The sequence below is a fragment of the Fimbriimonas sp. LA-C6 genome (genome assembly GCF_055398105.1).
This window is the reverse complement of sequence record NZ_AP038796.1, coordinates 3,280,995-3,306,274: the sequence shown is the minus strand read 5'-3', so window position 1 is coordinate 3,306,274 and position 25,280 is coordinate 3,280,995. Positions and strand designations below refer to the sequence as shown.

18 protein-coding genes are annotated in these 25,280 nt (G+C 54.8%); 6 read left to right on the top strand and 12 right to left on the bottom strand.

The window, feature by feature from the left end; all coding sequences use genetic code 11:
- Positions 1 to 265 precede the first annotated feature (265 nt).
- Positions 266 to 2,191, top strand: a complete 1,926-nt coding sequence (locus ACZ51B_RS15285; protein ID WP_464294204.1) for a hypothetical protein — start codon at positions 266 to 268, stop codon at positions 2,189 to 2,191.
- A 1-nt stretch (position 2,192) separates the two neighbouring features.
- Here the strand turns inward: ACZ51B_RS15285 and ACZ51B_RS15280 are convergent, their stop codons facing one another.
- The 4 genes from ACZ51B_RS15280 to ACZ51B_RS15265 all read right to left on the bottom strand — a co-directional run bounded on the left by ACZ51B_RS15280 (position 2,193) and on the right by ACZ51B_RS15265 (position 11,142).
- Positions 2,193 to 8,102: a DEAD/DEAH box helicase gene (locus tag ACZ51B_RS15280; protein ID WP_464294203.1), complete on the bottom strand. Its 5,910-nt coding sequence runs from the start codon at positions 8,100 to 8,102 to the stop codon at positions 2,193 to 2,195.
- 6 nt (positions 8,103 to 8,108) lie between these two features.
- Positions 8,109 to 9,119 carry a hypothetical protein gene (locus ACZ51B_RS15275; protein ID WP_464294202.1) on the bottom strand — a complete coding sequence of 337 codons (1,011 nt, stop codon included), beginning with the start codon at positions 9,117 to 9,119 and terminating at the stop codon, positions 8,109 to 8,111.
- Between the two features lie 3 nt (positions 9,120 to 9,122).
- Positions 9,123 to 10,622 carry a hypothetical protein gene (locus tag ACZ51B_RS15270; protein ID WP_464294201.1) on the bottom strand — a complete coding sequence of 500 codons (1,500 nt, stop codon included), beginning with the start codon at positions 10,620 to 10,622 and terminating at the stop codon, positions 9,123 to 9,125.
- Positions 10,623 to 10,896: 274 nt separating this feature from the next.
- A complete protein-coding gene (locus ACZ51B_RS15265; protein WP_464294200.1) occupies positions 10,897 to 11,142 on the bottom strand; it encodes a hypothetical protein in 246 nt (81 codons plus the stop codon).
- An 89-nt stretch (positions 11,143 to 11,231) separates the two neighbouring features.
- On the opposite strand from ACZ51B_RS15265, the gene ACZ51B_RS15260 reads away from it, so the two are divergent.
- Complete coding sequence (locus ACZ51B_RS15260; RefSeq protein ID WP_464294199.1) at positions 11,232 to 11,615, top strand: hypothetical protein; 384 nt, start codon at positions 11,232 to 11,234, stop codon at positions 11,613 to 11,615.
- A gap of 67 nt (positions 11,616 to 11,682) precedes the next feature.
- Here the strand turns inward: ACZ51B_RS15260 and ACZ51B_RS15255 are convergent, their stop codons facing one another.
- Entirely contained in the window at positions 11,683 to 12,963 is a 1,281-nt protein-coding gene (locus ACZ51B_RS15255) for a hypothetical protein (protein WP_464294198.1), read from the bottom strand.
- A gap of 782 nt (positions 12,964 to 13,745) precedes the next feature.
- On the opposite strand from ACZ51B_RS15255, the gene ACZ51B_RS15250 reads away from it, so the two are divergent.
- Both ACZ51B_RS15250 and ACZ51B_RS15245 read left to right on the top strand, forming a co-directional pair.
- Complete coding sequence (locus ACZ51B_RS15250; protein ID WP_464294197.1) at positions 13,746 to 15,227, top strand: hypothetical protein; 1,482 nt, start codon at positions 13,746 to 13,748, stop codon at positions 15,225 to 15,227.
- 3 nt (positions 15,228 to 15,230) lie between these two features.
- Positions 15,231 to 15,680 (top strand): DUF2000 domain-containing protein, encoded by a 450-nt coding sequence (locus ACZ51B_RS15245; RefSeq protein WP_464294196.1) that lies wholly within the window; start codon positions 15,231 to 15,233, stop codon positions 15,678 to 15,680.
- A 325-nt stretch (positions 15,681 to 16,005) separates the two neighbouring features.
- Here the strand turns inward: ACZ51B_RS15245 and ACZ51B_RS15240 are convergent, their stop codons facing one another.
- From ACZ51B_RS15240 to ACZ51B_RS15230, 3 genes are all read right to left on the bottom strand, one after another.
- Positions 16,006 to 16,251: a hypothetical protein gene (locus ACZ51B_RS15240; RefSeq protein ID WP_464294195.1), complete on the bottom strand. Its 246-nt coding sequence runs from the start codon at positions 16,249 to 16,251 to the stop codon at positions 16,006 to 16,008.
- Positions 16,252 to 16,660: 409 nt separating this feature from the next.
- Positions 16,661 to 17,662 (bottom strand): zinc-dependent alcohol dehydrogenase, encoded by a 1,002-nt coding sequence (locus ACZ51B_RS15235; protein WP_464294194.1) that lies wholly within the window; start codon positions 17,660 to 17,662, stop codon positions 16,661 to 16,663.
- A gap of 364 nt (positions 17,663 to 18,026) precedes the next feature.
- Entirely contained in the window at positions 18,027 to 18,923 is an 897-nt protein-coding gene (locus ACZ51B_RS15230) for an alpha/beta hydrolase (protein WP_464294193.1), read from the bottom strand.
- A 72-nt stretch (positions 18,924 to 18,995) separates the two neighbouring features.
- Here ACZ51B_RS15230 and ACZ51B_RS15225 point away from each other — a divergent pair, with 72 nt between their 5' ends.
- The gene (locus ACZ51B_RS15225; protein ID WP_464294192.1) at positions 18,996 to 19,997 is read left to right on the top strand and encodes a LacI family DNA-binding transcriptional regulator; all 1,002 of its coding nucleotides are present in this window, start codon (positions 18,996 to 18,998) and stop codon (positions 19,995 to 19,997) included.
- A gap of 5 nt (positions 19,998 to 20,002) precedes the next feature.
- Here ACZ51B_RS15225 and ACZ51B_RS15220 read toward each other — a convergent pair whose 3' ends face one another.
- Together ACZ51B_RS15220 and ACZ51B_RS15215 are read right to left on the bottom strand one after the other, a co-directional pair.
- Positions 20,003 to 21,154, bottom strand: a complete 1,152-nt coding sequence (locus ACZ51B_RS15220) for an endo-1,4-beta-xylanase (RefSeq protein WP_464294191.1) — start codon at positions 21,152 to 21,154, stop codon at positions 20,003 to 20,005.
- A 13-nt stretch (positions 21,155 to 21,167) separates the two neighbouring features.
- On the bottom strand, positions 21,168 to 22,523 hold the full coding sequence (locus tag ACZ51B_RS15215; RefSeq protein WP_464294190.1) for a family 43 glycosylhydrolase: 1,356 nt from the start codon (positions 22,521 to 22,523) through the stop codon (positions 21,168 to 21,170).
- 120 nt (positions 22,524 to 22,643) lie between these two features.
- Here ACZ51B_RS15215 and ACZ51B_RS15210 point away from each other — a divergent pair, with 120 nt between their 5' ends.
- A complete protein-coding gene (locus ACZ51B_RS15210; protein ID WP_464294189.1) occupies positions 22,644 to 23,840 on the top strand; it encodes an alpha/beta hydrolase-fold protein in 1,197 nt (398 codons plus the stop codon).
- A gap of 61 nt (positions 23,841 to 23,901) precedes the next feature.
- Here the strand turns inward: ACZ51B_RS15210 and ACZ51B_RS15205 are convergent, their stop codons facing one another.
- Positions 23,902 to 24,786 (bottom strand): alpha/beta fold hydrolase, encoded by an 885-nt coding sequence (locus ACZ51B_RS15205; protein WP_464294188.1) that lies wholly within the window; start codon positions 24,784 to 24,786, stop codon positions 23,902 to 23,904.
- A complete protein-coding gene (locus ACZ51B_RS15200) occupies positions 24,783 to 25,268 on the bottom strand; it encodes an SRPBCC family protein (protein WP_464294187.1) in 486 nt (161 codons plus the stop codon). Before ACZ51B_RS15200 ends, ACZ51B_RS15205 begins: the two co-directional genes overlap by 4 nt.
- Positions 25,269 to 25,280 lie beyond the last annotated feature (12 nt).

Genomic DNA, 25,280 nt, shown 5'->3' with positions numbered 1-25,280 from the left:
GTAAATGTGATCCCCGCGACGATTCGGGTGGTTCAGACTTTGGTCGGGGCTATGCCATGCACTCCACGTTTGTAAGAGAGAATTCGAGTTTCCGCGTATTCAATGACGAGGACAGTATCCCAGGCAAGTCAGCATATTGAGAATTAGCCACAAATTAGTTGAAACCGAGAACGGTTTTGGCGAATACCTCCGGGCGTATTTCACACTTCCAGTCCAATTTGTATCGAGATCTTGCTACTAGACTCTCGCTTTCGGTACATAGTACATGTCAGTGGCTCGCATCGATCTACTTGTTTACTCGCGCCAAGTTGGTAAGCGCGAGTGTGCCGTAATCCTCTACATTGACGAAGGTCAGTGGAAGCCGGTGAGCGGAACCTCAAACTTCGACCGGGCATCGGTGGCAAAAGGATTCCGATGGGGATGTCAGGTCTATCGAAAAGCCGTTAAGGCTGTCGAGGACGGTGGGGCAGCGATCCCAATCATCGAATTCCCGAACGATGCAGCGGCACAAAAGACGTCGTTGGCTGACTTCGGTCGTAGTCACCGACCCGGAAAGTACCTAATCCATATTCGCGGCGAGCGATCTGACAAATGGTTCGGTCCGGTCGATCTTGAGGAACTATTTTCGAGCGAGTCGCTAACGATAGCGGAGTTGTCCGGTCCGACTTGGACGCCGGAACGAATTTCGGAGAGGGATGGCCTATTAGTTGTACCGTACAAGGCGGACGTTCCTCCCCAGACCAGCCAAACCGACGTTAATCAGATTAGAGAGGAAATTGAAGCCTGCTTGAACGAGACACGCCTGGCAGCGATAAAGACTGCCGTACAGTGGCTACCTCAAGCCATCAGTCTCGCCGAACCCAGCATCTGGATCGAGCCTCTTATGCAAAGGGCAGAGGCCAGCACGGATGGTTTGCCACTTAAGCTGGCCGATCGTCTTCTTCACTCTCCTCTCTTTGCGACACGATTTGAAAGCCTCCGTGATGCCATTTGTGCCGAAGCGGAGGCACAGGCGGATGTCTTTCGGAAGGAAGTGGAGGCGCTCCGGAAAGAGCAATCGACTCTTCTTCAACAGCGACTTGAAGTGACTAAGGACGCTCTGAAGCGCATAAGCGAAGACGAGGACACCCTTGCGCTAACGGCCGTTCTCGGAGCCGCTTTTAATCAATCGCGCGAGTCGCAATTCGAACCCGTTTATCTGGACCTAAAACCTATCGAGAGGGCCATCGACAAGCTGGGACCGCCAGCGGACTTGCGTCCGATCCTCGAACGAATTGCTGAGAACGTCGTGAGGAGCCAGGAGCCTTCCAATCAGGGAAAGACGATAGACCTGGAGCCAATAGCAGAAGCCATTCGATCGCTGAAGTTATCTAGAGATGCTGTAGAGTCATCACCAAGATCTGCGGAGCCGTTGCCTGAATTTCCAGCATCGACCGTTCTTGCGACAGTTGAGCTTTCAGAAGCGTTCGAGAACGAAGAGCAGGTAGTCGCGACGGCGGCATGTCTTGCGAATAAAGCCCCAATGTTCTTCGGGCTTGGTTCCGTTGAACGGCTTGAGGATTGGAGTAGGGTCGTTGCCGGAGGAAGGGTGCTGTGGTGGCCCGTGCCCGCTAACCTGTCCGACGTCCGGGGCCTGCTGGATAGCAGGGAAATCCGGCGCTGGATCGAAATAGCTTCAGAGCTCTACGACCGCGCCTTCGTGTTAGCCCTTGACGGCATCAATAGGGCCCCGACCGAGGCGTACCTAGAGCCGTTACTGCGTCTGAAAGACATCAACGCCACCTTGCCCGGATTGGGCAAAAAGTGGCCACAAAACCTGTGGGTTGCCGGGACTCTTTCGAGCGGAGCGTGTGTGCTTCCGACTGCCCCAGGGGTCTGGGAAAGAGCCCTTCCCATTCCAAACACCGGAAACTTAACGGTGCGGGGGACCTTCACTGAGCTCAACTACTGCGAGGTCATCGAAGATGCTAAGCATTCGATGCCTCTCGACACGTCACCCCACCTTGGAACTCTTCCATCCCTTCCGGCGAGGGCACTTGGAAAGGCATTAGGGAAACTAAGAGCTCAAGAAAAGAATCTTGCCATACATTCACTTGCTGTCGCTTCGTGCCTTGCCAGCGCGTCAGCCTCGATGCCCACGGCATTTCCACCAGATCAGGTGAAGGCCTTTGCACCACTTTTCCCGTCGTAGCCTACAGCTCCCGGACCAACCTTTCGTCGTTCGCATCCATTGGCCGTCTTACCGCCCTAAATATTGAAAACGGCCTGATCGTGCCTATTGCCTGAGCCACCGCCTGCACATCCTCATGATCGGTCGTCCAAAGGGGGTGAACGATGACCACTGGAGAGAGTCCATCTTTGCGGAAGACGGGAAGCCTTTCTGAGTTGGAGAGCTGATAACCCAGATCCCGTAGCGACAAGGCCACCGATCCGCTACCGGGTACGAGCAGAGAAGACCAAGGGGCCAGCGAAGGAGAGTGCAATTCACCTCGGGCCAGCCTTGCCATGTCGATCGCGAGTCGCCAGTCGAGAATCCCGTGATGAGGGCCGTTCGCATAGTCCCGGAGACACCGTCCGCACGAGGAATCGCACCTCGCAGCATGGTCGAGCCACTGTTCGACGAATTCACCGGATATCGATAGCGACTGAAGCGCTCTCGTTAACGTGGAGCTTTCGAACAGATGAGAGGCGTACCCAGCGCCATTTTCGAGCGCGTCGCTTAAAAAGACTTCGCCCCGGAGCCCGCTTTCGCTCACCCACCCATCGCCGCCAAAATGACCTGCTCCGGTAGTCCGTAGCCCAACCTCCAGTTCGCTAGTCTCTACGTCCAACTCTCGCACGACTGCTCCACGAAGCATAAAGCCAAAGGACGACCAAGCCGCACGGCCCTCCACAGTGGTTGGATCGGCAAAGTTGCCCTTAGGAAACCTCATGCCTAGTAGAAGCACGTCGGTCACCTTCTTGCTCAATAGCGAGATTGCCTTCTCTCCTCCCGTCGCCGAACGCCAACCGGCCTCTTCCAACTCGGCAAGAACTTTTGGAACAACGTAGACTCCTTTTGCGGGGGTGGCAGTTCTTCCTGGAAGAGGTCGCTGAGCCTCGACGAACGTGAATCCGTCTCCCGTCGGCCCTGCGTTAAAGGTGCGGACTTCGCCGCGTTCTGTTTGCTCTTCGGCATCTGAGGCTCGCAGGCTGGCTTGCAGTCCCAGAACTTGCTTAAAATCGGGAGAATCTCCGAACGCAACCAGTGGTTGAGTGGAGGACCCAGCATGTCCGTCCCAGCCATCGTCGTCCTGAGCGTGCAAAGAGGAAACAAAGCCACGAGGCTCCCTCGTGTCATAGACGTCGAAAGATCCTCCGCAGCTTGGACAAGAGGCATGTCGGTCGGCATCCGCAAAGACCACGGTCCGACAGTCCATGCACATACCGATTTTGTCGGGGTTTGGCTCTGCGAACGGTGGGAAGAATCCTTCTTCGTATCCGGAAGGCCCAAATCCCGCCACGCCGACGGAGGTATGCACCATCTTGTCCTTCATGACTGTCGATCCTGGTGCAAAGGAAGTGATCGCTAAGTCGAGGTTCCGGTCCACGACTCCTCTCGTCGGGGGCCAGCCAGGACCGCCTTTTCTCGTCGAGAAATATCGAACCCGAGTGGGAAATCCGAACATTGGAAGGACGCCTAGGTTGGCTAGCCTTTCTCCTAAGGCAGCAGAGGAGTGCAACATGGTGGACGCTTCATCAACCTTGTCGATAAGCTCTTCTTGAACGTAGCAGACCAGCCGGTTTGTAAGGCCCTGAAGCTGACCGGGATCCCGACCTCCGTCCCAAGCTGTGCCTAACGCCATCGCCTCAATAACCTCTCTGAACCCCGAACTTTGTGAGACATCTTGGAGCCGGTCCGAGAGTAGCTGCCTTATGCGTGGGTTCCAGTCTTCGGCAAGACCGAACTCACCGTGCACGCCGTCGGCCGTTCCTGCCTCCGGCGCGTCCTCCTTGGTGGGCAACGACTCTCCCAGTTGGATGAGTGTCCTTTCCAACTCTGGAATCTCCAAAGTTATCGGTTCAATCCGAGTTGAGTTTATTCGCTCACGCTTGTCGTTCGCCTTGTTGATCATTCTGATCATCGCCGCGACGTATGCTCGACGTATCCGACCATCCCTTAGAGCTCTCTGGATATCTTGATTTTGGTAAGCGTCTCGGAGGGCCTCTTTTGCGATGACGCGGCGAAGAATGGACTCCCTCGCAACGTCCACATACGCGGAGGGAACTCGGTCTCCCGTGATGCTCTCTGGATGACGGAAGTAATACTCATCGTGCGAGCGGCCACGGCAGTAGGTGAGGGCGATTGCCAGCGGATTGGCGCGTCGTCCTGCGCGTCCGACCCGCTGCTGATAGTTGAACCGCTTTGGAGGCACATTGGCCATGACGACGGCGCTAAGGGGACCGATATCGACGCCGGCTTCCATCGTCGTCGTAACGCTCAGAAGGTCGATGCCCAGTGGTGCAGGCTTTTCTCCTGCACTGTCCTCTAGCTCAGGAAGGAAGGCCTCCTGAAACCATCTTTGGCGCTTCGCTCGATCTTTCTTGTCGGTTTGACCGGTCAGCTCCTCGGCATTGAGCCGGAATATCTTGCCCCCGTCTTGGGATAAGGCGAGATAGTAGTCGTCTTCTTCTGAGGAGCGATCCCGACGCTCCACTTCGACCAACTTGCCACCGTCGGCTCTGCCGAGGAGAAGAGAAAGACCTCGCTGAGTGCTGCCGCAGGAAGGACAGAAGACATAGTTCTCCAAGAACCGCTTAGCGCAACGCGGGCATTGATACGCACGGGTTCCAATCGGTGGGGTAAGGCTAAGTCTTGACGGCTGTATAGCTGGGCGAGTCGACTCTCTTCCCCGCACTCGCCACCTTTGCTCCGTTAAGATTCCCCTCTCCCTCAACTTACTTATCAAGTCGGCTGTGTCTGAGACGCCGATGGCACGGATGTAGTCCAATATTGCCTTAGGAAAATCAGTCTCTGGAGAGAAAAATTCGGGCTTTCGTGCACTCGGGTACCGATGCTTCACACCGCATATCCAGATAAGCGCTTCCGCGCCCCTTCGGAAATCCGGTGGGTCGGTTCTACTACCATCATAAGTTAACCTTCCCCGATTCAAACCTTCGTATGTTCGAGCTTGATGGGGGAAGAGTTCTTCCATAACAAGCCGTTCAGCAAGTTTCCTTAGGACCGTGCGGTGACTGCTGTGAGATTCGGTAGAACCTTCTTTATCGGCCTTCCACTTAGTCTGTTCAGGGCCTAGACCGTCGGTCGACGACCAATGAAAGCACTCAGACCACGGTTCTTCCAGCTCATCCGAGCCATCGGGAGAAGGCATGGTGAACGTTCGTGCCGCTTGGACCGTGCCTCCAGGACACATCCCCTCGTCCACCAATCGCTGCACGGTGCCTGCCACAAGATCTCCGAGTGTGATCTCCGGCCAAGCGCGTAAAGTCCATTCCCAGAGTCTTCGCCTCTCGCGGGACGCTGTGCCGTCAGCCCATGCGTAGCCTGCGTCGTAGAGATTCTCGTCGAGGAAAGCCATCGCGTCCTTCCTCTGACGTCGATTCGGGACACTCATTGCTGAAAGCCGTAAGGCGAGGGGTTTGTTGATGCTTTCGATGCGACTTAACAGGTCTCGATCGAGTTCTCCTCCATCGTCAATAAGAGAACGCACTACGATCGGAAGGCAGTCCGATACACGATTTGCGGCCTCCTCCATCGAAAGTCTAACCATATCTTGTAGATGGTCGCTTTCGATTCGGGTAGCCAACCTGGCCGCGTCCTGGCGGCTGTCGGTAAATAAGACCAGCTTCCTCTCTCGCCGATCAAAATTCGGGGCGTTCCCCATCATCTCCTGGAAGAGACCTTCGGCAAGGACCTGGGTGACTTTTCTTAATCCGGTACGATGGTTTCGTAAAGGTGACGCTCCTTCCACGTCCATACGAGAGTGATCGCAGCCGCACCTCGGGCATCGTGGGGGCAGGCAATGGACCGCCTCGTTTTCGCTGGTATCGAAGAGCCACCCGGTTCGATCCGCTTCATACCTCGCCCTCTTTAGCTCACCGGTTCTGGGGACGAGAACGGCCGGCAACCACTGGGCCACAACTTGAATACCACCGCGCGTAAAGGTGTACCTACGACTGTCAGGGGCTTCCTCTGTTTCTGGCCAATACACAGCGTAGTTCTGGACGGTTCGCTGGAGCATTCCAACCTCGGGAGCTCGTTCGATGTCCGGCGCATCTGGCGTCAAGTGCCAAGGGTCGGGGGATGCAGGTCTATATCCACCTAGGAACGCCTCACCGCAGGACGTACAGACGATTAAGTCCAGAGTTCGCCCGCCACACTGATTGCAGGAGTAACGGCTCTCGTCGAACAACGCTCCAAGAGTCTCTCCGCCACCGCTGCACTTTGGATCTGAGCAGGCCCAGATGTTGCGAAGATTCCTGAAAAACAGATGTCCACGTACCCTGATTGAAGGCTCTTTTCGGTCTCCCGGTCTGGTCGGTCGAATGGCTAGCATCCCAGCCAGAAGGAATCCCTCGAGTGCATCGCATGCTGTCTGTTCTGAATGGCCAGGAAAGAGTCGGGCAGCTACCGTGGAAACCCTCGTTGCGCGAACCCTTGCTATACCCTCCTCCTCCGCCGCACAGGCCTGACGTAACGATGCTCTGGGCTCCAGTACCTGAAGCGCCACACCAAGAGCAAGCGCGTCGTTGCCAGTGGCACCTAACGCTTCCGTCAGCTGACTCACCGCGTTTTCAACAGCCTGGTTTGATTGCCCCCATGCCGGTGCAGGCTCGCCTTCAGACACTCGTGCGTTCCGAAGGTCACAAGCGAAGTTTACAAATGGGCTAACAGGAATATTGGCTGACGAATGCGAAACGTGACTAGGGTCCGATATGACGTTAAACCTACTCGCCGGCCGACCGAAAAACCCCTCCAAGAATGCATCGCTCTTTTCTCCGGCCTCCAGACTTGCTGATGTCGCCAAGATCCGAAGCTGTCGTGAGTCAGGACGCAGTCCGAGCCTGTGGGCGAGCAGTCGGAGAACGTAGCCGACCTCCGTACCCGGAGTGCCTCGGTAGCTGTGCAACTCGTCGACGACCAAGGTTACAAAGTTTGAATCGTTTTCCTCAAGCCAAGAACGGGTCTGCTCGAATATAGGATTGTCGATGCTTCGGTTCAACATAATGTTGAGCATCGGATAGTTAGTGATCAGAATGTCTGGCGGTTCGGTTTGCATGTCCCAGCGGGACCACATCTCGGGGCCATAAGGATCTGGCTGGAAGTGACGCACAGACTCATCAAGGCCACGCGTCCTACCCCATTCTTTCTTCTGATCCCGAAGAGTTTTGGCCAATCGCTTGGCCGCCGAACCACTCCGTACTGGTCCTGGGATGGGAGTGTCGCCGGTGTAACGACCAAACGTGATCCGATCCCCTCCATGTTGTTGCTCAAGCATCGCTACCACCTCTTCTGTAAGCAGCGCCCGTCGTAATCGAACGAGTTGGTCCTCGACGAGAGCGTTGAGAGGATAGAGAACGAACGCTCGTACCGCCTTAGTTCGCGGGCTCGGGTTTGCTCTTTGTGCAGCCCACTCATCTGCCTTCTCGTCTTCCCACCAAGCAGCGTCTTGCCGATACCTTCCACCTTCACGCCAGAGCTGAGTCGACAGGTGCGCGAGCAAGGGAAGAAGAAAGCACTCCGTTTTTCCAGAACCGGTCCCGGTTGTGACGACCAAATCGCTTTCCTCCTGGACTGCGTAAACTACCGATTGCCACTGGTGCTGGTAGAGGCGCTTTGCCCCACCCATTAAGGAAGGCGCAAGTGTGTTAAGGGGCTCGTATGCATCGCCCAGCATCGTGCCAAGGTTTTCCGGTGCCACGTCGCTGAGCATGTACTCAGGCATCGGCTCGATTAAGGGTTCAACCGCAAGACTCCGATCTTCCTTAACGAGGTCATCTCGCGTTCTACGAAGTCGTTCATCCCTTAAAGGGAAAGCGCTGCGAAGGTAAAGGCGATAGAGACGGGAGAGTCGCCGGTGTGCACCAAGGAGGTCATGCATAGAAGATCAACCAGGAAGCTCACGAAATGGAAGCTTGGTCAGCAGCATATACCATATGAAGTCTGTGATGCCCTGATAAATGCGCCACAACCGCTTCCGATCATCCTTGACTATATGGGCAGACAATCCAGAGGCACTGACTAAAGCAGTCTCGATCGGGCGGGGAGGCGAGTATCGTACCGGAACGGCGAGCGATTCGCCAAATCGTCGGACAGGGAAGGCTCCGAGGGCAAAGGCCCGAGCCGGTCCCTTCGCAACGCACCGAGGGAGTTCGCCCGCCCGCAGAATCACGCCGTACTTATCTTCTTCCTCTCTCCAAATTAGCCCTCCGCGCTCCGACTGGGAGCGTTGGTCCCGCTTCCACGACCGATCATATGTCGTAAGCATGTTCGGCCAAAGCAACTCTTGCGGCCTGGACTCTAACCACTCCGTCCATGTCTGTGCCTGGATGCACTGAGCGCCAAATCTGTCCACAACGATCTCTCCAAGCGATTCAAGCTCACTGATAGGCATTGATACCTTGGGTGGAACCGGCGAGGGCCTAGGCTGTGCTGCTCGCTGAGCGCTTCGGGCTATCGTCCAAAAGGCTCGGTCTCTTGCTCCGGCTGCGAAAGCAAACCCCGGGCGCGAATGGTCGACACACCAGACGCGCTCCGGAATGACCCAACGCCCCTTGGGGCCGCGTACTATGTGTCCTAAGTCCTCGTACAGAGGCACAACGAGGTTGAGATCATCGTCTACGAGAGGCTCGACGGTCTTACGCAGGGTATACGCCGTGCCCCACCCCCTTCCGGTCAAGGCGGCAAGGATAAGGTCACCTGTTGTGGGCTCTAAATCCAAAGGATCTGGAACCAACAAGGGGATTTTGAAGGCTCCGAATTCCAAGTCGTCCGGCAGCCAAGACAGGGCGTGGTCAACGCATTCTGCACATTGCGCAATGCGATTCAGGCGATGAGTTCGGGGCATTACAGGTCGTCGGCAGTGGCGACAAGTCGCAGTCAATTCAAGGAGTGCCATAGGCTAAATCCAACCTTCTGGCACGGGCGTAAGAGACTCGACAGCATCCCAAGGCACGATCGAGAATCGAGACATTCTCCCTGCGGTTACTAGCTCGTGATCTCCGACCTCTAGATTCGTAAGAGAATAAGGTATTTCGGCCGTTATATTGATCGCGCTGCGGTTAATAGTTGCTCGCAAAGAGTGTTCACTAACAATCGAGCCCGATTCTCCCTGAATCAGGATAGGCGTACGAGATCCTGGACGATCAGCTCTAGCACCGCCCACAAATCGAATCGAGCCTGCATCGGACGTCCGGAGCGAACCGGAGAAAGGCTGGTCTAGAAATGGGACTTCAAGAACAAATGCTTGAAGCTCCACCCACCCTGGAGCGACTTCGACCACGGCTTTCCATTTACAATGGTTCCGATCGCGTTGTTCCTCGAGTTCATTCAGATTGCTCCGAGGCAATAGAAGCCAATGCTCCTCTCCAAGATCAGGGAGTCTTCCTGATGCCGGGTCTGACAGGTCCGTTTCCGATTCTACAAAACGATAGTACCGCTTTCCCCAGCGTACGGCCCGAGGGCCCTTGTGCCTTGGACGCACCGTTAACGAAGTCTCAACACCAGGGGTGAACTCATGCTCTAGCCCGATGATTGGGCCAAAACGCACCTCGCTGCCATTCCAACCTTTTGAGAGTGCTAGCTTCAGAACGTAGCAGATCCTCCCTTGTCGCTCACGACGTTCGTAGGACCTCTGAACTGGGCAACCTCCGGTCGGTAGACGGTCCAAGGCATTCTCCACGGCCGTCTGAACCTCGGGGTCCTGCCACCGCTTCTCCCACAGGTGAGCAAGATGCTGGCGGCGACTGAATGCGGCCGGAGAGCAGTATCTGCCATTGCGAGCAGACATGAGGGCATATCTAACATCTGAGCCTGAGCATGCTGGTGAGGCAAGATAGCGTTCATCCGCCAAAGTAAGGATCGCTTGCTCTAAAGCGTGGCCCCAGTTCCTCTTATTGCCGGTATAGCCATCCGATGACGACTTAAAGCCTAGACTCTTAACATACCGATGCCAAGCTCCCCAGAGAGCAACCTCGGGGCTGCCCTGACTGAGTTCCCCGAGTCCGCTTCTCGTTCTGGTTGGCTCCCCACCAAGAGCAAGCTTCAGGTGAGGGAAAAAGGCCTCTCCACCGGTGGACTCTCCTACCTCATCTCCAGAGCGAACAGCCGCGAGAACCAACAGAGTGAGGAACGCCGTACAGGTCGGCGGACCATTCAGGGGCAAGCGTTCAGATGGTGGCAGAACGAGGTGAGTTTCGGTCCATCCATCATTGGGATTGACCCGAAGCTGACGACGAACGGCGGAAACAAATGAGTCGAAACCGTCGTCAAGGCCCCATTCACGTAGTCCTAGGTCGCCCAACACTTCTTGGGTGAGCGAGAGATGAACTATGCCACTACTCTCGGCCTGATCCATCACCCAGTCGGAAATTGCCCGCGACCACTCATCGGCATTTATCATTCAGCACCAGACTGCCATTTTACGAAAAAGATGTCAAAATTCCCACCGAAATTATGGGATCGGCTTACCCGGCCATGGTCTCTCAATTGGAGGAGCTTTTGAGAGACCCAATGAGACCTCCGTAGACTCGAAATCCTGCGGTTTTAGCCGCAATTTCCTCGTTCACACCGAAGGGATTACAGATTCGAATTCTGTACCGCCCACCAGATTTTTGAACCTAAATTCTCGGCATATTGACCGAGAGCAGGATTGAAATCCCCTCCAGGTCTCTCAATCAATTGAGAGACCTTTGAGAGACCAAGTTCTCTTTCGACCGCCCGTCAAGTTCAAATCCGCGCGATGACTCCTTCGGAAGCGCCGAAGGGGTCGTGCCCGTGAGCACGGCAGACCGTGGCACTTGCATTCGAAACTCGCAGGCGGGGAACAGTGATTTACGTGTCTTCAAGTCTGGGAGCAGACCAATCTCGTCCTCCGAATACCGCTTGCCCCTCGGTGCCTTCTTACCGTTCTCGTTTGCCATCGTTCATCTTCAAGACGAAACTGACACTTTGCGTGCGTTATATTAAGGGGAACAGGTCAATTGTGATCAACAATTTAAGGACCTCACAAATGGACGACCAACTTTCAGCGGATTCTTGGAAAGAAGAAGTAATAGACGACCTGGAGTCGAGAATAAATCTAAGGCTCACGAATCGCGATCTACTAAAAGCTTTACTATGTAAATATGGCACCCGTACAAAAAGGCTCATTAATATAGTGCCAGATAGAGTGCATGGAACGCTATACTATTATGACTTAGGTATGGACGCCTTTTTCCACGAAGTGTTTATCCTGTGTGGAAACGTTAGAAAAGAAGAATTCGATCGTTTCCAGCTAGAGTTTGCAGACAAGATCATCGTAATCCAGCAACTTATCGAAGAAGGAGACCTTGAGGTTCTTCGCGCGACCGGAAAGGAAATCATTTTTGCGGACCTGGACGAACTTAAAGTGTAGCGTCTCGTCTTGGTCGTCAGCGTAATCCCGCGTCCTATTCATGACTGCCGACTAGAATTAGAACTCATTACACAAGATGCGCGGGTCCGCTAAATGCACCGGCTACATACGGAATATCGCTGAATTTTGATCCCTGTTCTGCCAATTTCCACTGAACTTGGTGTCCACACAAGATATCAAACTGAAGGGCACTTCTGATCTTCCATGCTTCGCATATTTTGCTATCCGCAGGGATTAGTGCTAAGGCTGAGAGATGTTGCTCGGCTTTGTACATCAATGTATCCTGTCCAATCTCAGCGTTCACCCCTAATACTCCAAATCCCCGAGTCATAGCGTCGGTCAATAAAAGGTTTGATTCGCTCGAAATACACTGCCGATCTTGAAGTAAGCAAAGGCTTCGCTCTGCCGACCCGAGGACGCCAAGTAGTGACTTACTGTTTCCACTTGCGTTCAAGCTATCATCCACCCCGGCAAGAGCGACGTTGAACTTCTGATTCACCCGGGCACCGCTCAAATACTTCGAGATGTCTCTTATCGTCTCCGCTGCGAGTAGCGCATACGCCTCACCAAACCTGCCTCTCAAATATTGCTTTCCGCCACGCTCACGAATGATCTCCTCCGCGACATTTAGCCCTTCCCAAAGAACGTAGTACCCTGGACCTTTATTTCCCTTACTGCAATTCTTGACTGCGATTCCAACAAAACGCGCTAAATCCAGTCGTGTCGCTTCGACCTCTTCTTTGGTAAGTTGATAAAAAGCCTCCGGATAAGTCGTAAACAGCCATTGCGCCTTCCTAGAAATACGAAGGGCTAGGTCAGAACGCTTGCCAGCATTGCAGATTTCCGTCAGGTCTCCCACACAAGAGATCAAGGAGCGAATAGCGCCTTGATCTACCTGTGATTTTTTGATCTCAGTAAAAAACGCATGATGCCAGCGATCGACGAGAACTGGTGAGAGGGAAGCCGGGGTAGCTTGACCATTGAAAGTCTTGATCCGTAGTTTTCGAATGGATTGAAGACTCGCTTCCGATAATCCCAAGGGCTCTCGTCGCTCCCCGGCGAAGTCTAGGGCGGCATAGTCAAATACGGAGGTGTCCGGACATAGTCGCAGAACACTCGCTTCTTGCTGGACGACCAACAAGCCGGTCAACGTCGAGCAGTCGCTTCGCTTCGCGCATGTTTCCAGGAGGTCTATCAATTGTGACGCACTGACAGGGCGCGTGCCCTTTGTCAGGTGCTCCAACCAAGTTGCAGTTCTCCCGTCTTCTTGGACGGCACGACGTACCCGCTTCTGGGTCATCGGGGAAAGCGAACCGTAGATTCGTCGAATATCTTCTCGAACGTCCATCTCAAACCTTGGCTCTCCATTTTTAACAACGTAGTGATTTCGACTATCGTTCCGTCACCGTCGCGTGACAGTGCGGCCGATCATACATCCCGTTATGGCGAACGTGTTGGCCGAGTTGTATACGCGGCTCGAATACATCTCTCGCCTCCGGTACGACTTAGCATTATACGATACGAGCGTGATTGCGAGCCGCGAAGATTCGATCCTACGGTTACTGGCTTTTCTCTGGCCAACATGCACCGGACTTCGTGAACGAGACCTGTCAGCGAGACTTTTACGTGAATTGGTGCGTGAGCCGAAAGGAACAGGGATTTGCCGCTCGCGCTAAAGCCGCCTTGGCAGTGGCCATATTTACCAGGCATTGCCTCAGGAAATATCGAGTTCGCATTGGACTTGATGGTGGTTGTCTTTGAACCACTACCCAATTCGATGGGAATGACCTAAGCCCCTAAATTCAGCGACATAGGCCTACAGCCTTCGACTGTCGAGCGGTTTCCGCACCCGCGTTGAACGATGCTGATTTCTAGCGGCTCGGAAAAAATCGAGTGAATTCCAAGTCAAACCCCCACCTCTCGGTTTCCATCCTCTCTCAGGAATTCAGTGAGCGCTGCGGGTAGGAAATTTTACAAGTCTCGGTCTGGACAGGTTTTCCGTCCGTTTGGGACGGAAAACAAAGACAGAGACAAAGGGCCACGCGGCGGAATCTATCGTCGATGTGGAGGTAGGCAAGGCACACGAATGGGCATCAATGAGCCCGCGTAACGCCAAAGCCTAATCAGAAAATGAGTAAGTCAAAGGACCGATCAGAGATTGTTGCTAGTCGCGACTCTATCCCTGAAGCGGAAAGTATCTTTAATGTTACGAACCCTTTCGCCCCTGGCAAGCAGGCGGAGAGTGGGGCAAACGTGGATTCTGGCGTTGACGGTTCGCAGGTAACTGCCGAGGTCGACATCCGAGAGGAATTGAATGCTAGGTTTCCTTCTCTGTTCCAACCGCTATTTACCTTTCTAACTGGCAAGGCCCCGGCTGAGGCGGTAGCCCCTCGGTGGATGCGACGCCGGCTATGGCGAGTCCTCGCTGCGCCTTACCACACCGTTGCGAAGCAGTTGTCTGAGGCAATCGCGGCCTGCGGTGCGGTCATCCTCTGTGCTCTCGTTGCTAGCGGTGCACCATTTATCTGGCTGTTCGCTTTGCCGTTTTGCTGGCTTCTTTACGTGAACGGGGCCCGTGGCTCCCAGGTGGAATCAATTCACCAGGCGATTCATGGTGCCCTAACCGGCAACGCAAAGATTGACTGGATATTGTCGGAGTTGGCCTCCGCACTTGCGTTCTGCAATCCGCCTTACCGATATCGTGTCGATCATCTCAATCATCACGATCTCGACATGTTTGCCTCCATGGAAGACCCGGATGTGCAGTTCATGTTCGGCATTCTGGGGATCGAGCCCGGTCAACCGAAGGTCAAACTCTGGCGTCGACTGAAGTGGGCTCTTGCCTCTCCACGAGTTCATTGGATGTTCTGGCGGGCACGTTTCAAAGCGGTGTTCTCGTCGGTCGAACCTGCCATTCACGAACTCAAAGGCGACGATGGCGCCCGTTACTCTATGAAGGGCAAATTGGCCATCGATTTCATAAAGTTGGTTGCCTCGACCCGACGTGTTCTGGCAGCGACGATCCATGTTGGCCTGCCCGCTCTAGCGACTCTCATTGCTTTGTACTTTGGTCAGTGGTGGCCATTGGTCGGTGTTCTGCTTGGCTTGACGCTGCCGAACACTATCCTCTACCAGGTAAGTGCCATCAGCCATTTCGTCGCAGAGCATCACTGGCGATGGCGGAAGTTATCCGAAGAGGGGCAACCAAGCGAGGTGATGGAAAAGCTTACACCTGCACGTTACTTCGCTGAGCCCCTTCCTAAGAAGGGTTCCCTGCCGGCATGGGCTCTCTGGTGGACAAAAATGCTGTTCTTGCACTTGCCGTCCCGCTTGTTCGTAAGTACATCGAGCCTTCCTTGGCATTGGGCTCATCACTACCAACCGACTGACAGAGACTGGGTTTTCGGTCCGTATTGGGCCGTAACCATCAAGCGTGATCTTGTCGATAGCTTGGGTGCCGGTTACAGCGAGCACTGGGGGACCCATAGTCAACTTGATGCGGCATTGCAGTCGTTCTCAGACCTTCGCCCTTTCACTGCGGAGGAGCGAACTGCCGCCATCAGCACTTGCAGCAGCCCTGCGGTGTACGACGACGTGTTTCAAGGAATGTAAAAGATGGCCTACCTCGACAATCAAAAAAAGTTCGTCGTGATCCTCAACTCAAAGACTTCGATCCCGAGACTGGCTAATGCCTTAGTCCACGCTATGATCGGCCTCTCCTCCGGCATCAAGCCGGAGGACGCCCAGGTGAGCCGATACGAATCTGCCGACAGCCAGTTCACAGCACTTATCAGTCGCTATCCAGTCATCGTTCTGGAAGCCAAAAACGGATCTCAGTTGAGGGCCCTCTATGAGTCCGCACGGAATATGGGCTTGGCAACCAACGCGTTCGTTGGAGAAATGATCGCTGAGAGCCACGAGGCGCAGATGGTTCACGTACGCAGCAAGCCCGCATCCGATCTGGACATGTGGGTGGTGGCTCTCTACGGGGACGCTGAAGATCTGCGGCCTCTGACCAAAAAGTTTTCGCTCATGCGAGAACGAGCAGGTGAAGGTGCTTTATGAGGTGTGGCTGTCCGGGTGAGTGTATTTGGACGAAGTGCAAATGCTCCGGTGTGGAATTTCAGAGCGTCATTCACTTGATCCGCTCTGGCTTCCTACTCAAGGACATCCAGGATGGGCGAGGTCCCGGGAGGATAGGGCGAGGCATCGGTAAGAATTGCGGGGAGTGTTTGCGACATCTAGCCTCCGCGTTAGAAACTAGTAACGGACCGACAGCCGAGTTCGGAGGACAGAATCTTGCTTCCGCGAGGATTGTCTCGAAGAAGCAGATCGCGCGGCAAACGCTTGGGCTAAAACTGGTAACCAAAGATCTTGTAGCAAACGCTGCTCAAACTGTGTTTTTGGGAAGCGAGTCGTGCCGTAAGCCCTTCACTATCGTTGGATTCGATTCTAGTAGCGGTGTGCTCGAACTTGCCGTTAAGCTAAATCCGACGGGGGACTGCACCCCTTGGCTCTTCGCCAAAAGCGAGGGCGACTTGGTTTGGATGGAGCCGCCGTGTGAGAGCGCTGTGTCCGAGTTAAAAGCCAACAAGGTGATTTGCTTTGCTGCGGGGATCGGGATCACTCCAGCCATCGGGTTGGCACGACGCGAACGTCCGTCCGGAGTGCAAGTGTGCATTCACGCTACATTTCGGAGCAGAGAAGAGTCCCCTTTCCGCGAACACGTCGAAAAGTTGGTCGCGGAAGGAGTCGGCCAAATTCACTACACCTGCAGTAAAGGCAGGCCGACACAACTAGACTTCCTTGAGGCCATCGCTCGTTGGGACTGTGGTAGCGACGCGGTGGTCGTCTCCGGACCACCCGCATATGTAAGTCATGTGGCCGTCGCACTCTCAGCGAGCGGGGTTCCACCGAATAGGATCGTAACCGAACGCGTTATCTAGTCAAGCAGTAGTTCTTAGCCGCACGCAACTAGCCGTTCATGCGGCCAAGACGCTGCCCAACACCACAGTCTAGCCGCACTGATTACAACGCTCTAACACTCAAGGCCTGAAGACGTATTTCACGCCGATACCCTCAGAAAGATCATTGAAAGTCGCCTCAGCTGCCTCCAACGTGCGCTCGCCTGAAATTAGCGGGGAAAGGTCGAACTCGGTTAGCCAAAGCGCAGCCAAACTGACCGCTTCGGTTCCAAAGTGAAATGGAGACAGAAGATTGATCTGGTCGTAGTGCAGTCTGGCCGCATCGAAGGAAACCCGCGTTCCAGATGGGAGACCGCCAAAGAGCATCGCAGTTCCTCCGCGGCGCAGAAAACCTACGCTTCGCTCCCATACCTCAGCCTGACCGGTACATTCAATAACGATATCAAATCCTTGCCTGGGTCCATCGGAAACGCTTGGGTAATTCGTGGTTACGGCACCAAGTCGAGCGCCGATCTCCAGTCGGCTCTGATTTCTTCCTGCAAGTGTCACCATTCGCACCCCCATATGCTTCAATGCCGCGACAAACATAAGCCCGATCGCGCCAGGGCCGATCACCAAGGCGCTCTCGCACGGCAGGAGATGATTCCGTTTCATCTCAAGTATTCCTTGGGCAACGCATGCCAATGGCTCCAAAAGACTCGCAATTTCAAAACTCAGATGTTCTGGCTTCATTCGCAGATTGAGCTTAGCGATGCGCTGCGGAACGAGTAGATATTCGGCGAAAGAGCCGAGCACTTTGGTCTCCATGATCGACTCGCAGAGGTTATCTTGGCCAGCGAGACACCAGTAGCAACTTTGGCAGGGAGCGGAATGCACGCCCATCACCTCATCACCTACATGGAATTCAGACCCCTCTCCTGTCGCCGCGACAACGCCGCTATATTCATGACCAAAAGGGCCAGGCATGGGGATTTGAGGGTGCCCGCGCCTGTAAGCCTTGAGGTCCGTTCCACACGTGGTTGCGGCTTGCACTCTTACAAGCACCTCCCCTCTGCCGGGATCGGGGATGGCTACATCTTTTAGTTCAAGCAAGCCAGGTTCCTTCAGAATAAGCATTTTCATGGTTCAGTTGAATTCTGGTCGACTAGGACGTTGTCTGTCGAGGGCGTCTCTTCCGCTAAGAGCCCTCCAGCCGAATCGCCCGATTAAAAAGGGCGGCGTTCGTTTGAAGAGTACACGTGAGAACCGTGCGCTTGCCACGACGTCGGTTTGGTCTCTCAAAGGTCTCTCAATTGGTAGAGAATTTGAGAGACCAACAGAGACGCTGGTAGACTCAAGAATCTTGCGGAGAACCTGATATTTTTTCGTTCACACCGAAGGGGTCACAGGTTCAAATCCTGTACCGCCCACCATCTACTTGAACTGAAAATGTCCGGTCAAGGCCATTTCCTCTTCAGAGTTGACCTCAATGGGCAAGAGCCGTGGGCTACCTGTTCATGTAGCCATGCATCCGGAGCCAGGCGGTGAAGGATTCGAACCATCCGGTGCTGGTTGTTGTTTTTGGGTACATTCCGAAGCCGTGTCCGCCTTGTTCGTAGAGGTGGAACTCTACGGGGCGCTTTGCTGATTTCCAACTGTCGATTAGGCCGTATCCTGCATTTCCGAAGATTGGGTCGTCTGCTGCGAGGGCGATGAAGAGAGGTGGGGCGTCGGCCGGGACCGTCACTTTGTTGAGTGGACCGTAGATCATGCCGATGAAGGCTGGGTTGATGGCTTTGCCGTGGAGAGTGGTGGACAAGGTAAGCGCCGCGCCGGCAGAGAATCCCATCATGCCGACCTTGTTTGGGTCAACGTTCCATTGCTTGGCTCGCGAACGAATGAGTTCGAAGGCTGCGGTGGCATCGGCAATCTGAGGGGCCAGTGTGACGGATGGATCTTGCGTGGTTGGAGGTCGCCTTCCAGCGCCCGAGAACATCTCCCGCATGGACGCCTCAAATCCCGCCATGTCTGCCGGGGTGGGAATGAGCCGGTACTTTAAGACAAACGCCGCGACTCCCTTTTCGGCAAGGGACTTCGCGACATTCCAGCCTTCGTTCTCCATGGAGAGCGTTCGGAATCCACCGCCGGGGGCAATGATCACGGCGGCGCCGGTGGCTTTCGACTTATTTGGCAGGAAGGGTGTGAGGGTCGCGATGCTTACGTTGCGGGCGAACTTGCTTCCGTATTGTGAGTGCCAAGCTTCCTCGGCTGTCGCGTTCGGCAGCTTCCCTGTGGGGAGGACAATCGCGTTGGGTTGCTTGGGGATCTCGATCGGAGTCATTTTGTCGCCTTGGGCGCTTAGGCCAGATACTACGAGAAGCGCAAGAGCAATATTCATAGACATTCATCCTCGAATGAGATAGGCAGTGTTGACGTCAACATTACCAGATATCCATTTGCGTTCATACTGTAAAAAATGGCTCGACCAACAATCCGCGACGTGGCTGCACGTGCTGGTGTTACCGATATGACGGTTTCACGGGTGGTGAATCGATCTGGGCCGGTGTCGGATGCTGTTCGCCTGCGGGTTGAGCAGGCTATTGAGGAATTGGGATATGTTCCCAGCCGCTTGGCGAGGGGGCTTCGGTCTAGCCGGACTCATACGATTGCCCTGGTGCTTTCCGACATCACCAATCCGTTTTTCACCACCATCGCACGTGGGGTGGAGGATGCGGCGAGTGATCGCGATCTGCTGGTGATGGTTTGCAATACCGACGAATCTGAAGACGAAGAGATTCGGTATCTCGGGATGCTGGCAGGGCAGAACGTGGACGGTGTGCTACTGGTTCCAGCCAAAGGTGCTGAGAAGGCGTGCGACCTTGCAGAGCGGCGGCGGCTTCCGCTTGTGTTGCTGGAAAGAAGGATCCCTGGCAACGCGCATAGCTTGGTTCATTGCGATGTTCGATCGGGCGCGCGCCAGATGATGGAGTACTTGCTGGAGCTTGGGCATCGAGAGTTTGTGCTGGTGACTACGCCCATTGGCGTGACCACTGCTGACGACCGGGTTCTTGGCGCGTTTGATGCTTTGGAGGGGACCGATGCCCGCGCGACCGTCATTGCCGAGCATCTGAATCGCGAGACTGCGGGCAAAGTGGTCGAACAGTGGATGGCCATGGATCCTCGTCCGACGGCGATCTTTGCCTTGAACAATCTGCTTACTATCGGAACGCTTAAGGCTTTGAGGGAGAGGGGGTTCCGGGTTCCTGAGGATGTCTCGCTTGCTGGGTTTGACGATTTGCCTGCTCCGTTGTTGGAACATCCTTTTCTTACTGTGGTTTCTCAGCCCGCCTATGAGATGGGCAAGGCGGGGCTTGAGTTGCTGTATGCAGAGATTTCGAGTTCGGAGCAGGCGCGAGGCGAAGTGACTCTCCAGCCTGAGCTAGTGATCAGGAGTTCTTGTGGTCCTCCAGCGAGTTGAGGCATCTACTTACCTTCAAGCACGGCACTGACCGATTTGTAGGCCGGTTTGGGGATGTAGTCTTTGTCGAACAGGAGTGCCGCCCCGTTTTTGCCTCGGCTGAATCCGGGGATCCAGGAGTAGCGGTCTGTGAAGCCCCACACTTGAACTCCACGGCAGTTTCGGGATGAGAGAGCCATCTTGAATACGGAAGCGTAAACCTCCGACTGTCGGTCGAGGTCGGCGGGATCTTGAGGCAGGAGACCGTATGCGGGGTCTCCGACTGGCTTCGACTGTACTGGCATGGCTACATCCAACTCGGTGATCATGTATGTGAGGCCGAGCTTTCTAATATCTTCGATGAGCTTGTAGTAGCCGTCTCCAGGAACGATTTTTGTGCGGCAGTCGATGTGATATTGGAGGCCAAGTCCGTTGATTGGCGCTCCTTTTTCTTTCAGCCATTTGGCGAGGGCCAGCATCTGCTTACCTTTTTCGCCTCCGCTTTCGACGGCGTAGTCGTTGTAGTAGAGTTCGGCTTTGGGGTCGGCTTCGTGAGCCCATTTGAAGGCGAGTACCAGGAACTCGGGTCCGAGTTTACGGAACCAGTAAGAGTTCCGGAGGTTGAATGGATTCCCGTTCCCTGGTCGGTCGTCGATGGCCTCGTTGATCACGTCCCACATGGCGATTTTGCCTCGGTAGCGACCTGCAAAGGCAAAAATGTAGTCGTGCAGAAGTGCGGATGCCTCCTCCTTGGAAACATCTCCGGCGGGGCCTTTTATCCACTGGGGGAGCGTGTATCCGTTGTCGCTGGCGTAAACCAGCACGTGGCCCCGGACCTTCAGTTTGTTTTTCTGCGCCCAGCCCTTCTCGCCAGGGGCTCCGACCAGGAAGTCGCCAGCAGTAAAGTTGTATTGGCGTGGTCCCATCCAGACCGCTGGCGGCTTGAACTCGTTCTCCAGCTCTACAAAGTCGAAATTCGAGGTGACTGTCTTGGCAAAACGCCCTTCGTCCGCGTCGTTCTGAAGGTTTCTTAGGGGCACTTCGGATCCCAAGGCGAGCCTTCGCTTGCGGCTAAGAGCTTTGAGGCCTGCCTGGCTGCTTGGGAATGCAGGGGCGACGTTGCCTGATGGTTGGCTCGCCGAAACGGCCATGAGGAAGGAGAAGATAGAGATTATCATGAGTGCGCCTGTGTCATTTGTGGCTTTCTACTTGTTGAAACCGTAGCCACTCGATTTCAACCGGCCCGTTGTCCTTGGCTATCACGAATAGGTTGTGAATCCCCTTTTGTCGTGCTCGGACAGGAACGCTGACCTCTGTTGCTTCTTTGCTTGGAGGAATCGGAACCTCGGCGACAATTGGACCTTCGAGGCTGTCTACTCGAATTTGCAACATGCCGCCCTTTTCAGACTTGGCTCGCAGGGTGACCTTTTTGGATCTTCCGCGCCCGAAATCGACGCGATCGTATTGGAGCCAGCTCCCTGCTGATGCGAAAGTGGTTTTCCAACCTTTGAAGGTGTCTGACGGATTCAGGAAGGCGATGGAGACTCCAGAGTCGCTTACTTTGGAGTAGCGATCGATCTTGATCTCGCGATCTGCGGGCATGATTCCGACGCCTCGAAGAGTGGGGACGACCTTTTGGATGGTGCCGTCTGGATTGAAATTCAGGTAGTCCGCTCTTACGGATCTGGCTTTGTCAAAATTGGGTGAGTAGTCGTTGTGGTGATAGAACAGATACCACTGCTTCTTGTACTGCACGACGGATTGATGGTTCGTCCAGCAACCTGGGATCTCGTCCATCAGCACTCCGGCGAAGGTGAATGGGCCGAGCGGGCTTTTTGACATGGCGTATTCCAACCGCTCGGTCGCCTTTTCCACATGGGGGTAGGTCATGTAGTAGATGCCGTTTCTTTCGAAGAGAAACGGGCCTTCTTTGAGGCCTTTGCTTGGGAACTCCTTGAGGACGACTGGCTCCGATGCGAGCTCGACCATGTTGTCTTTGAGCTTGGCGCCGTAGAAGTTTCCGCCAGCCCAGTACAGGTATGCCTGGCCGTCTGTGTCGATAAACACGTTGGGATCGATTCCGTTCGCCTTTTTGATTGGGGTTGGCTCTGGGATGTATGGCCCTTCCGGTTTGCTGGCGACGGCTACACCGATGTTGAAACCGCGACCTGTCTTTGGGCCTGCGGGGAAATAGAAATAGAACTTGCCTTTGCGCTGGATGCAATCGGGCGCCCACATGCTGTAGCCGGCCGGGTCTGTCCAAGGAACCTTTGTCTGAGTCACTACCAGTCCGTGATCCTGCCAGTCGATAAGATTGGATGAAGAGAAGACATGGTAGTCCTCCATACAGAACCAACCCACGCGGCCCTTCCCGGTTGTTGCCAGGATATCGTGTGAGGGAAAGAGATAGATTTTGTCTCCAAACACTCGCGCTGTGGGATCTGCGGAGAACTGGTTCCTGATGATAGGGTTTTGAGCCGATGCTGGAATAGAAAGCGCGGCAAATCCCAAGAGCAGGCCTACGCAGAGGTTCTTTTTCTGACTCATGTAACCGTCATTAAAGCACCACTTTCTTCTGATGTTGGAGTTAAAATGAGATTCGCGCATAAATTATGTTGACGTCAACATCATTGTGTGGAGAAATCCGATAAAGAACGCCGAGGTTCCATGACACTCACAGCACTTCTATTCATCGCCACGTTGGGCGGCAATTCTGCGCTCGCTCAGACACCCAGTTCTCCTGCCGCTCCTGAGGGGTCCGTATTGGCCTCGGATGCGCTTGCGGGTCAGTCGTACCCAAGGTATTTTCCTGATGGTCGTGGGGTGTTTTATTTGTATGCACCGGGTGCCAAGTCGGTCGAGTTGGGCTTTAATCGCAACCGCTCGATGCAAAACGACGGGAAGGGGCATTGGACGATTACTACCGAGCCGATTGGTCCAGGGTTTCATCCCTATGAGTTTGTTGTAGACGGCGTACGCATGTGCGACCCAGCCACGTTTCACTACTACGACATGGGGCGTTACGTGAGTGGTATTGAGATTCCTTCGCCAGGCGAGGAGTTCTATGCTCGAAAAGACGTTCCTCACGGCGACCTTGTGGAATCCACCTATTACTCGGAGATCACCGCCAGTTGGCGAAAGCTTGTTGTGTATGTACCGCCTGGATACCACTCCAACTCTTCGAAGCGTTATCCGGTGCTGTATCTGCAGCATGGTGCGGGGCAGAACGAGACATGCTGGTCTGCGCAAGGGAAGGCCGGGCTGATCATCGACAACATGATCGCAGAGAAACAGTGTGTTCCTATGCTGGTGGTGATGCCGAATGGATACGCGAGCCGTCCGGGCGCTGCTCCGGCCCCCACGAGACCGCCTGGCTCTGGTGGACCTCCGCCTAACTTCACGCGGATGTTCGAAACGGTGGGCGAGGTGCTCAACAAAGAAGTTGTTCCGTACGTGGATTCTCGATTTCGAACGGTCGCGGACCGTGATCATCGGGCCCTAGCGGGTCTTTCGATGGGTGGAATGCAGACATACGCCATTGGCCTCGATCACCTCGACAAGTTTGGATATCTCGGCGGATTCAGCGGCGGCGCTGGCGCGTTCGGCGGCGCGGTAGACCTTAAGACGTTCCACGACGGACTCATGGCTGACGCGGATAAGTTCAACAAGAAGGTTCACCTGCTGTTCCTCAGCAGTGGCACGCGAGAAGAGCAGATGATGCGAGGTGTGCTTGCTTTCCGGGACACGGCTGTCAACGCGGGCATCAAGATCAAGTATTTCGAGTCGAAAGACACGGCCCACGAATGGCAGTCTTGGCGCCGGAGCCTCCACGAGTTTGCGCCTCTGCTGTTTCAGGTGAAGTGAGTTCATGAGGTTCGGGTCTCTCTAGATACCCGTCCACACACCCACTTCTAGTTTCGCGAGGTTATGACTTGGCGTTTAGGAAGTCGTTCACCATCGGGATGATGAGGGACATTCGCTGTATGAGAGTCACGTGGGTGGTGTTGGGCAAGATGGCTAGTCGAGATGGGGTGCGTGGGCCCATGTCGCCGTGTGTCTCGCCTCCTTTGAGACGGAACATCTCTGCGACGTGAGCAAGACGGACTCCGTCTGCATCGCCATGGATGAAGAACATGGGTGCCCTGGTTGATTTGAGCTTGTCGGCTCCGAAGTCGTACGGCTTGGAGGCCGTGGCGACGATGTGCTGAACGAACTTCGGAAAGTGGTCTGGAGTGGGACTCAGCTTCTTGTAATCGGTTTCGATGGGAGAACCTTTGAAGGCTTCCGCCGTGAGTTGGGAGATAGATTCGAGCGCTCCGGTGACCATACCATCGCTGCGGAACGTGGACGAGATGATCACAGCCTTTCGGACGTGGTTCGGGTGTCGGATCGCGCACTGCATTGCCACTTCGCCCCCCATGCTGTAGCCGATAAGGTCGGCTCGCGGGATCTTGAGATAATTGAGCAGTGCGGCCACATCGTCGGCGAGGTTTTCGGCAGTCATGTCTCGGGGAATGTCTGCTGTGCGGCCATGCCCCTGCATTTCGATGGCGATGACTTTCCTTGTTTTGGAGAGCTCGCCGATCCACCCATCCCAATTGTTGGTGATGGTCATGAACGCGCCGTGAAGCAGGACCACCGGCTCGCCGCTGCCGTGGACTTCGTAGTAGAGTTTGAGCCCATTAACTGGCGCGAAGCCAGTTAATGGTTTTTCCTGTGCGGAAGCCAGTGTCACGGCGAGCGTCATCAAAAGCAGAAGGAGCTTTAGACGCAAGTTGGTTGCTTTCGCCAGATAGATCCGGAGATTCATTTTATCTCCGCACCTGATGCTAGGCTGGCGAGGAGCTCTTCTAGTTGTTGGAGGACTTCGGGCATGGCGCCGGAGGATCCTGTGTCGACTGATTCTGCCGAGGGGTAGTGGTCGAGGATGGACAGCAGCGTTTTGCCTTCTTTTTCTTCGAAGGTTATGGTGGTGATGGTTTGGCCTTCTTCACCTTCATCGTTGGTCCAGACGATGCGGGAGTGCGGGGTTACTTCTAGGTAGGTGCCGAAGAACTCCATGGTGGAGCCTTCGTGGAGAAACGCCAGGCGGTAGCGCCCCCCTGCACGGATATCCATTTCGCAGTCAACTAGGTTCAGCCCGTATGATTTGGGGACCCACCATCTTCTGAATAGTTCGGGTGTGGTGCATGCTTTGAACACGAGGTGTGCGGGGGCGTTGACGGTGCGAGTGACGAGGACTTCGCGGTCGGAGATCCTCTCCACCTGCGTTTCGATATTGTTTACTTGCATTTGATTTTTCCT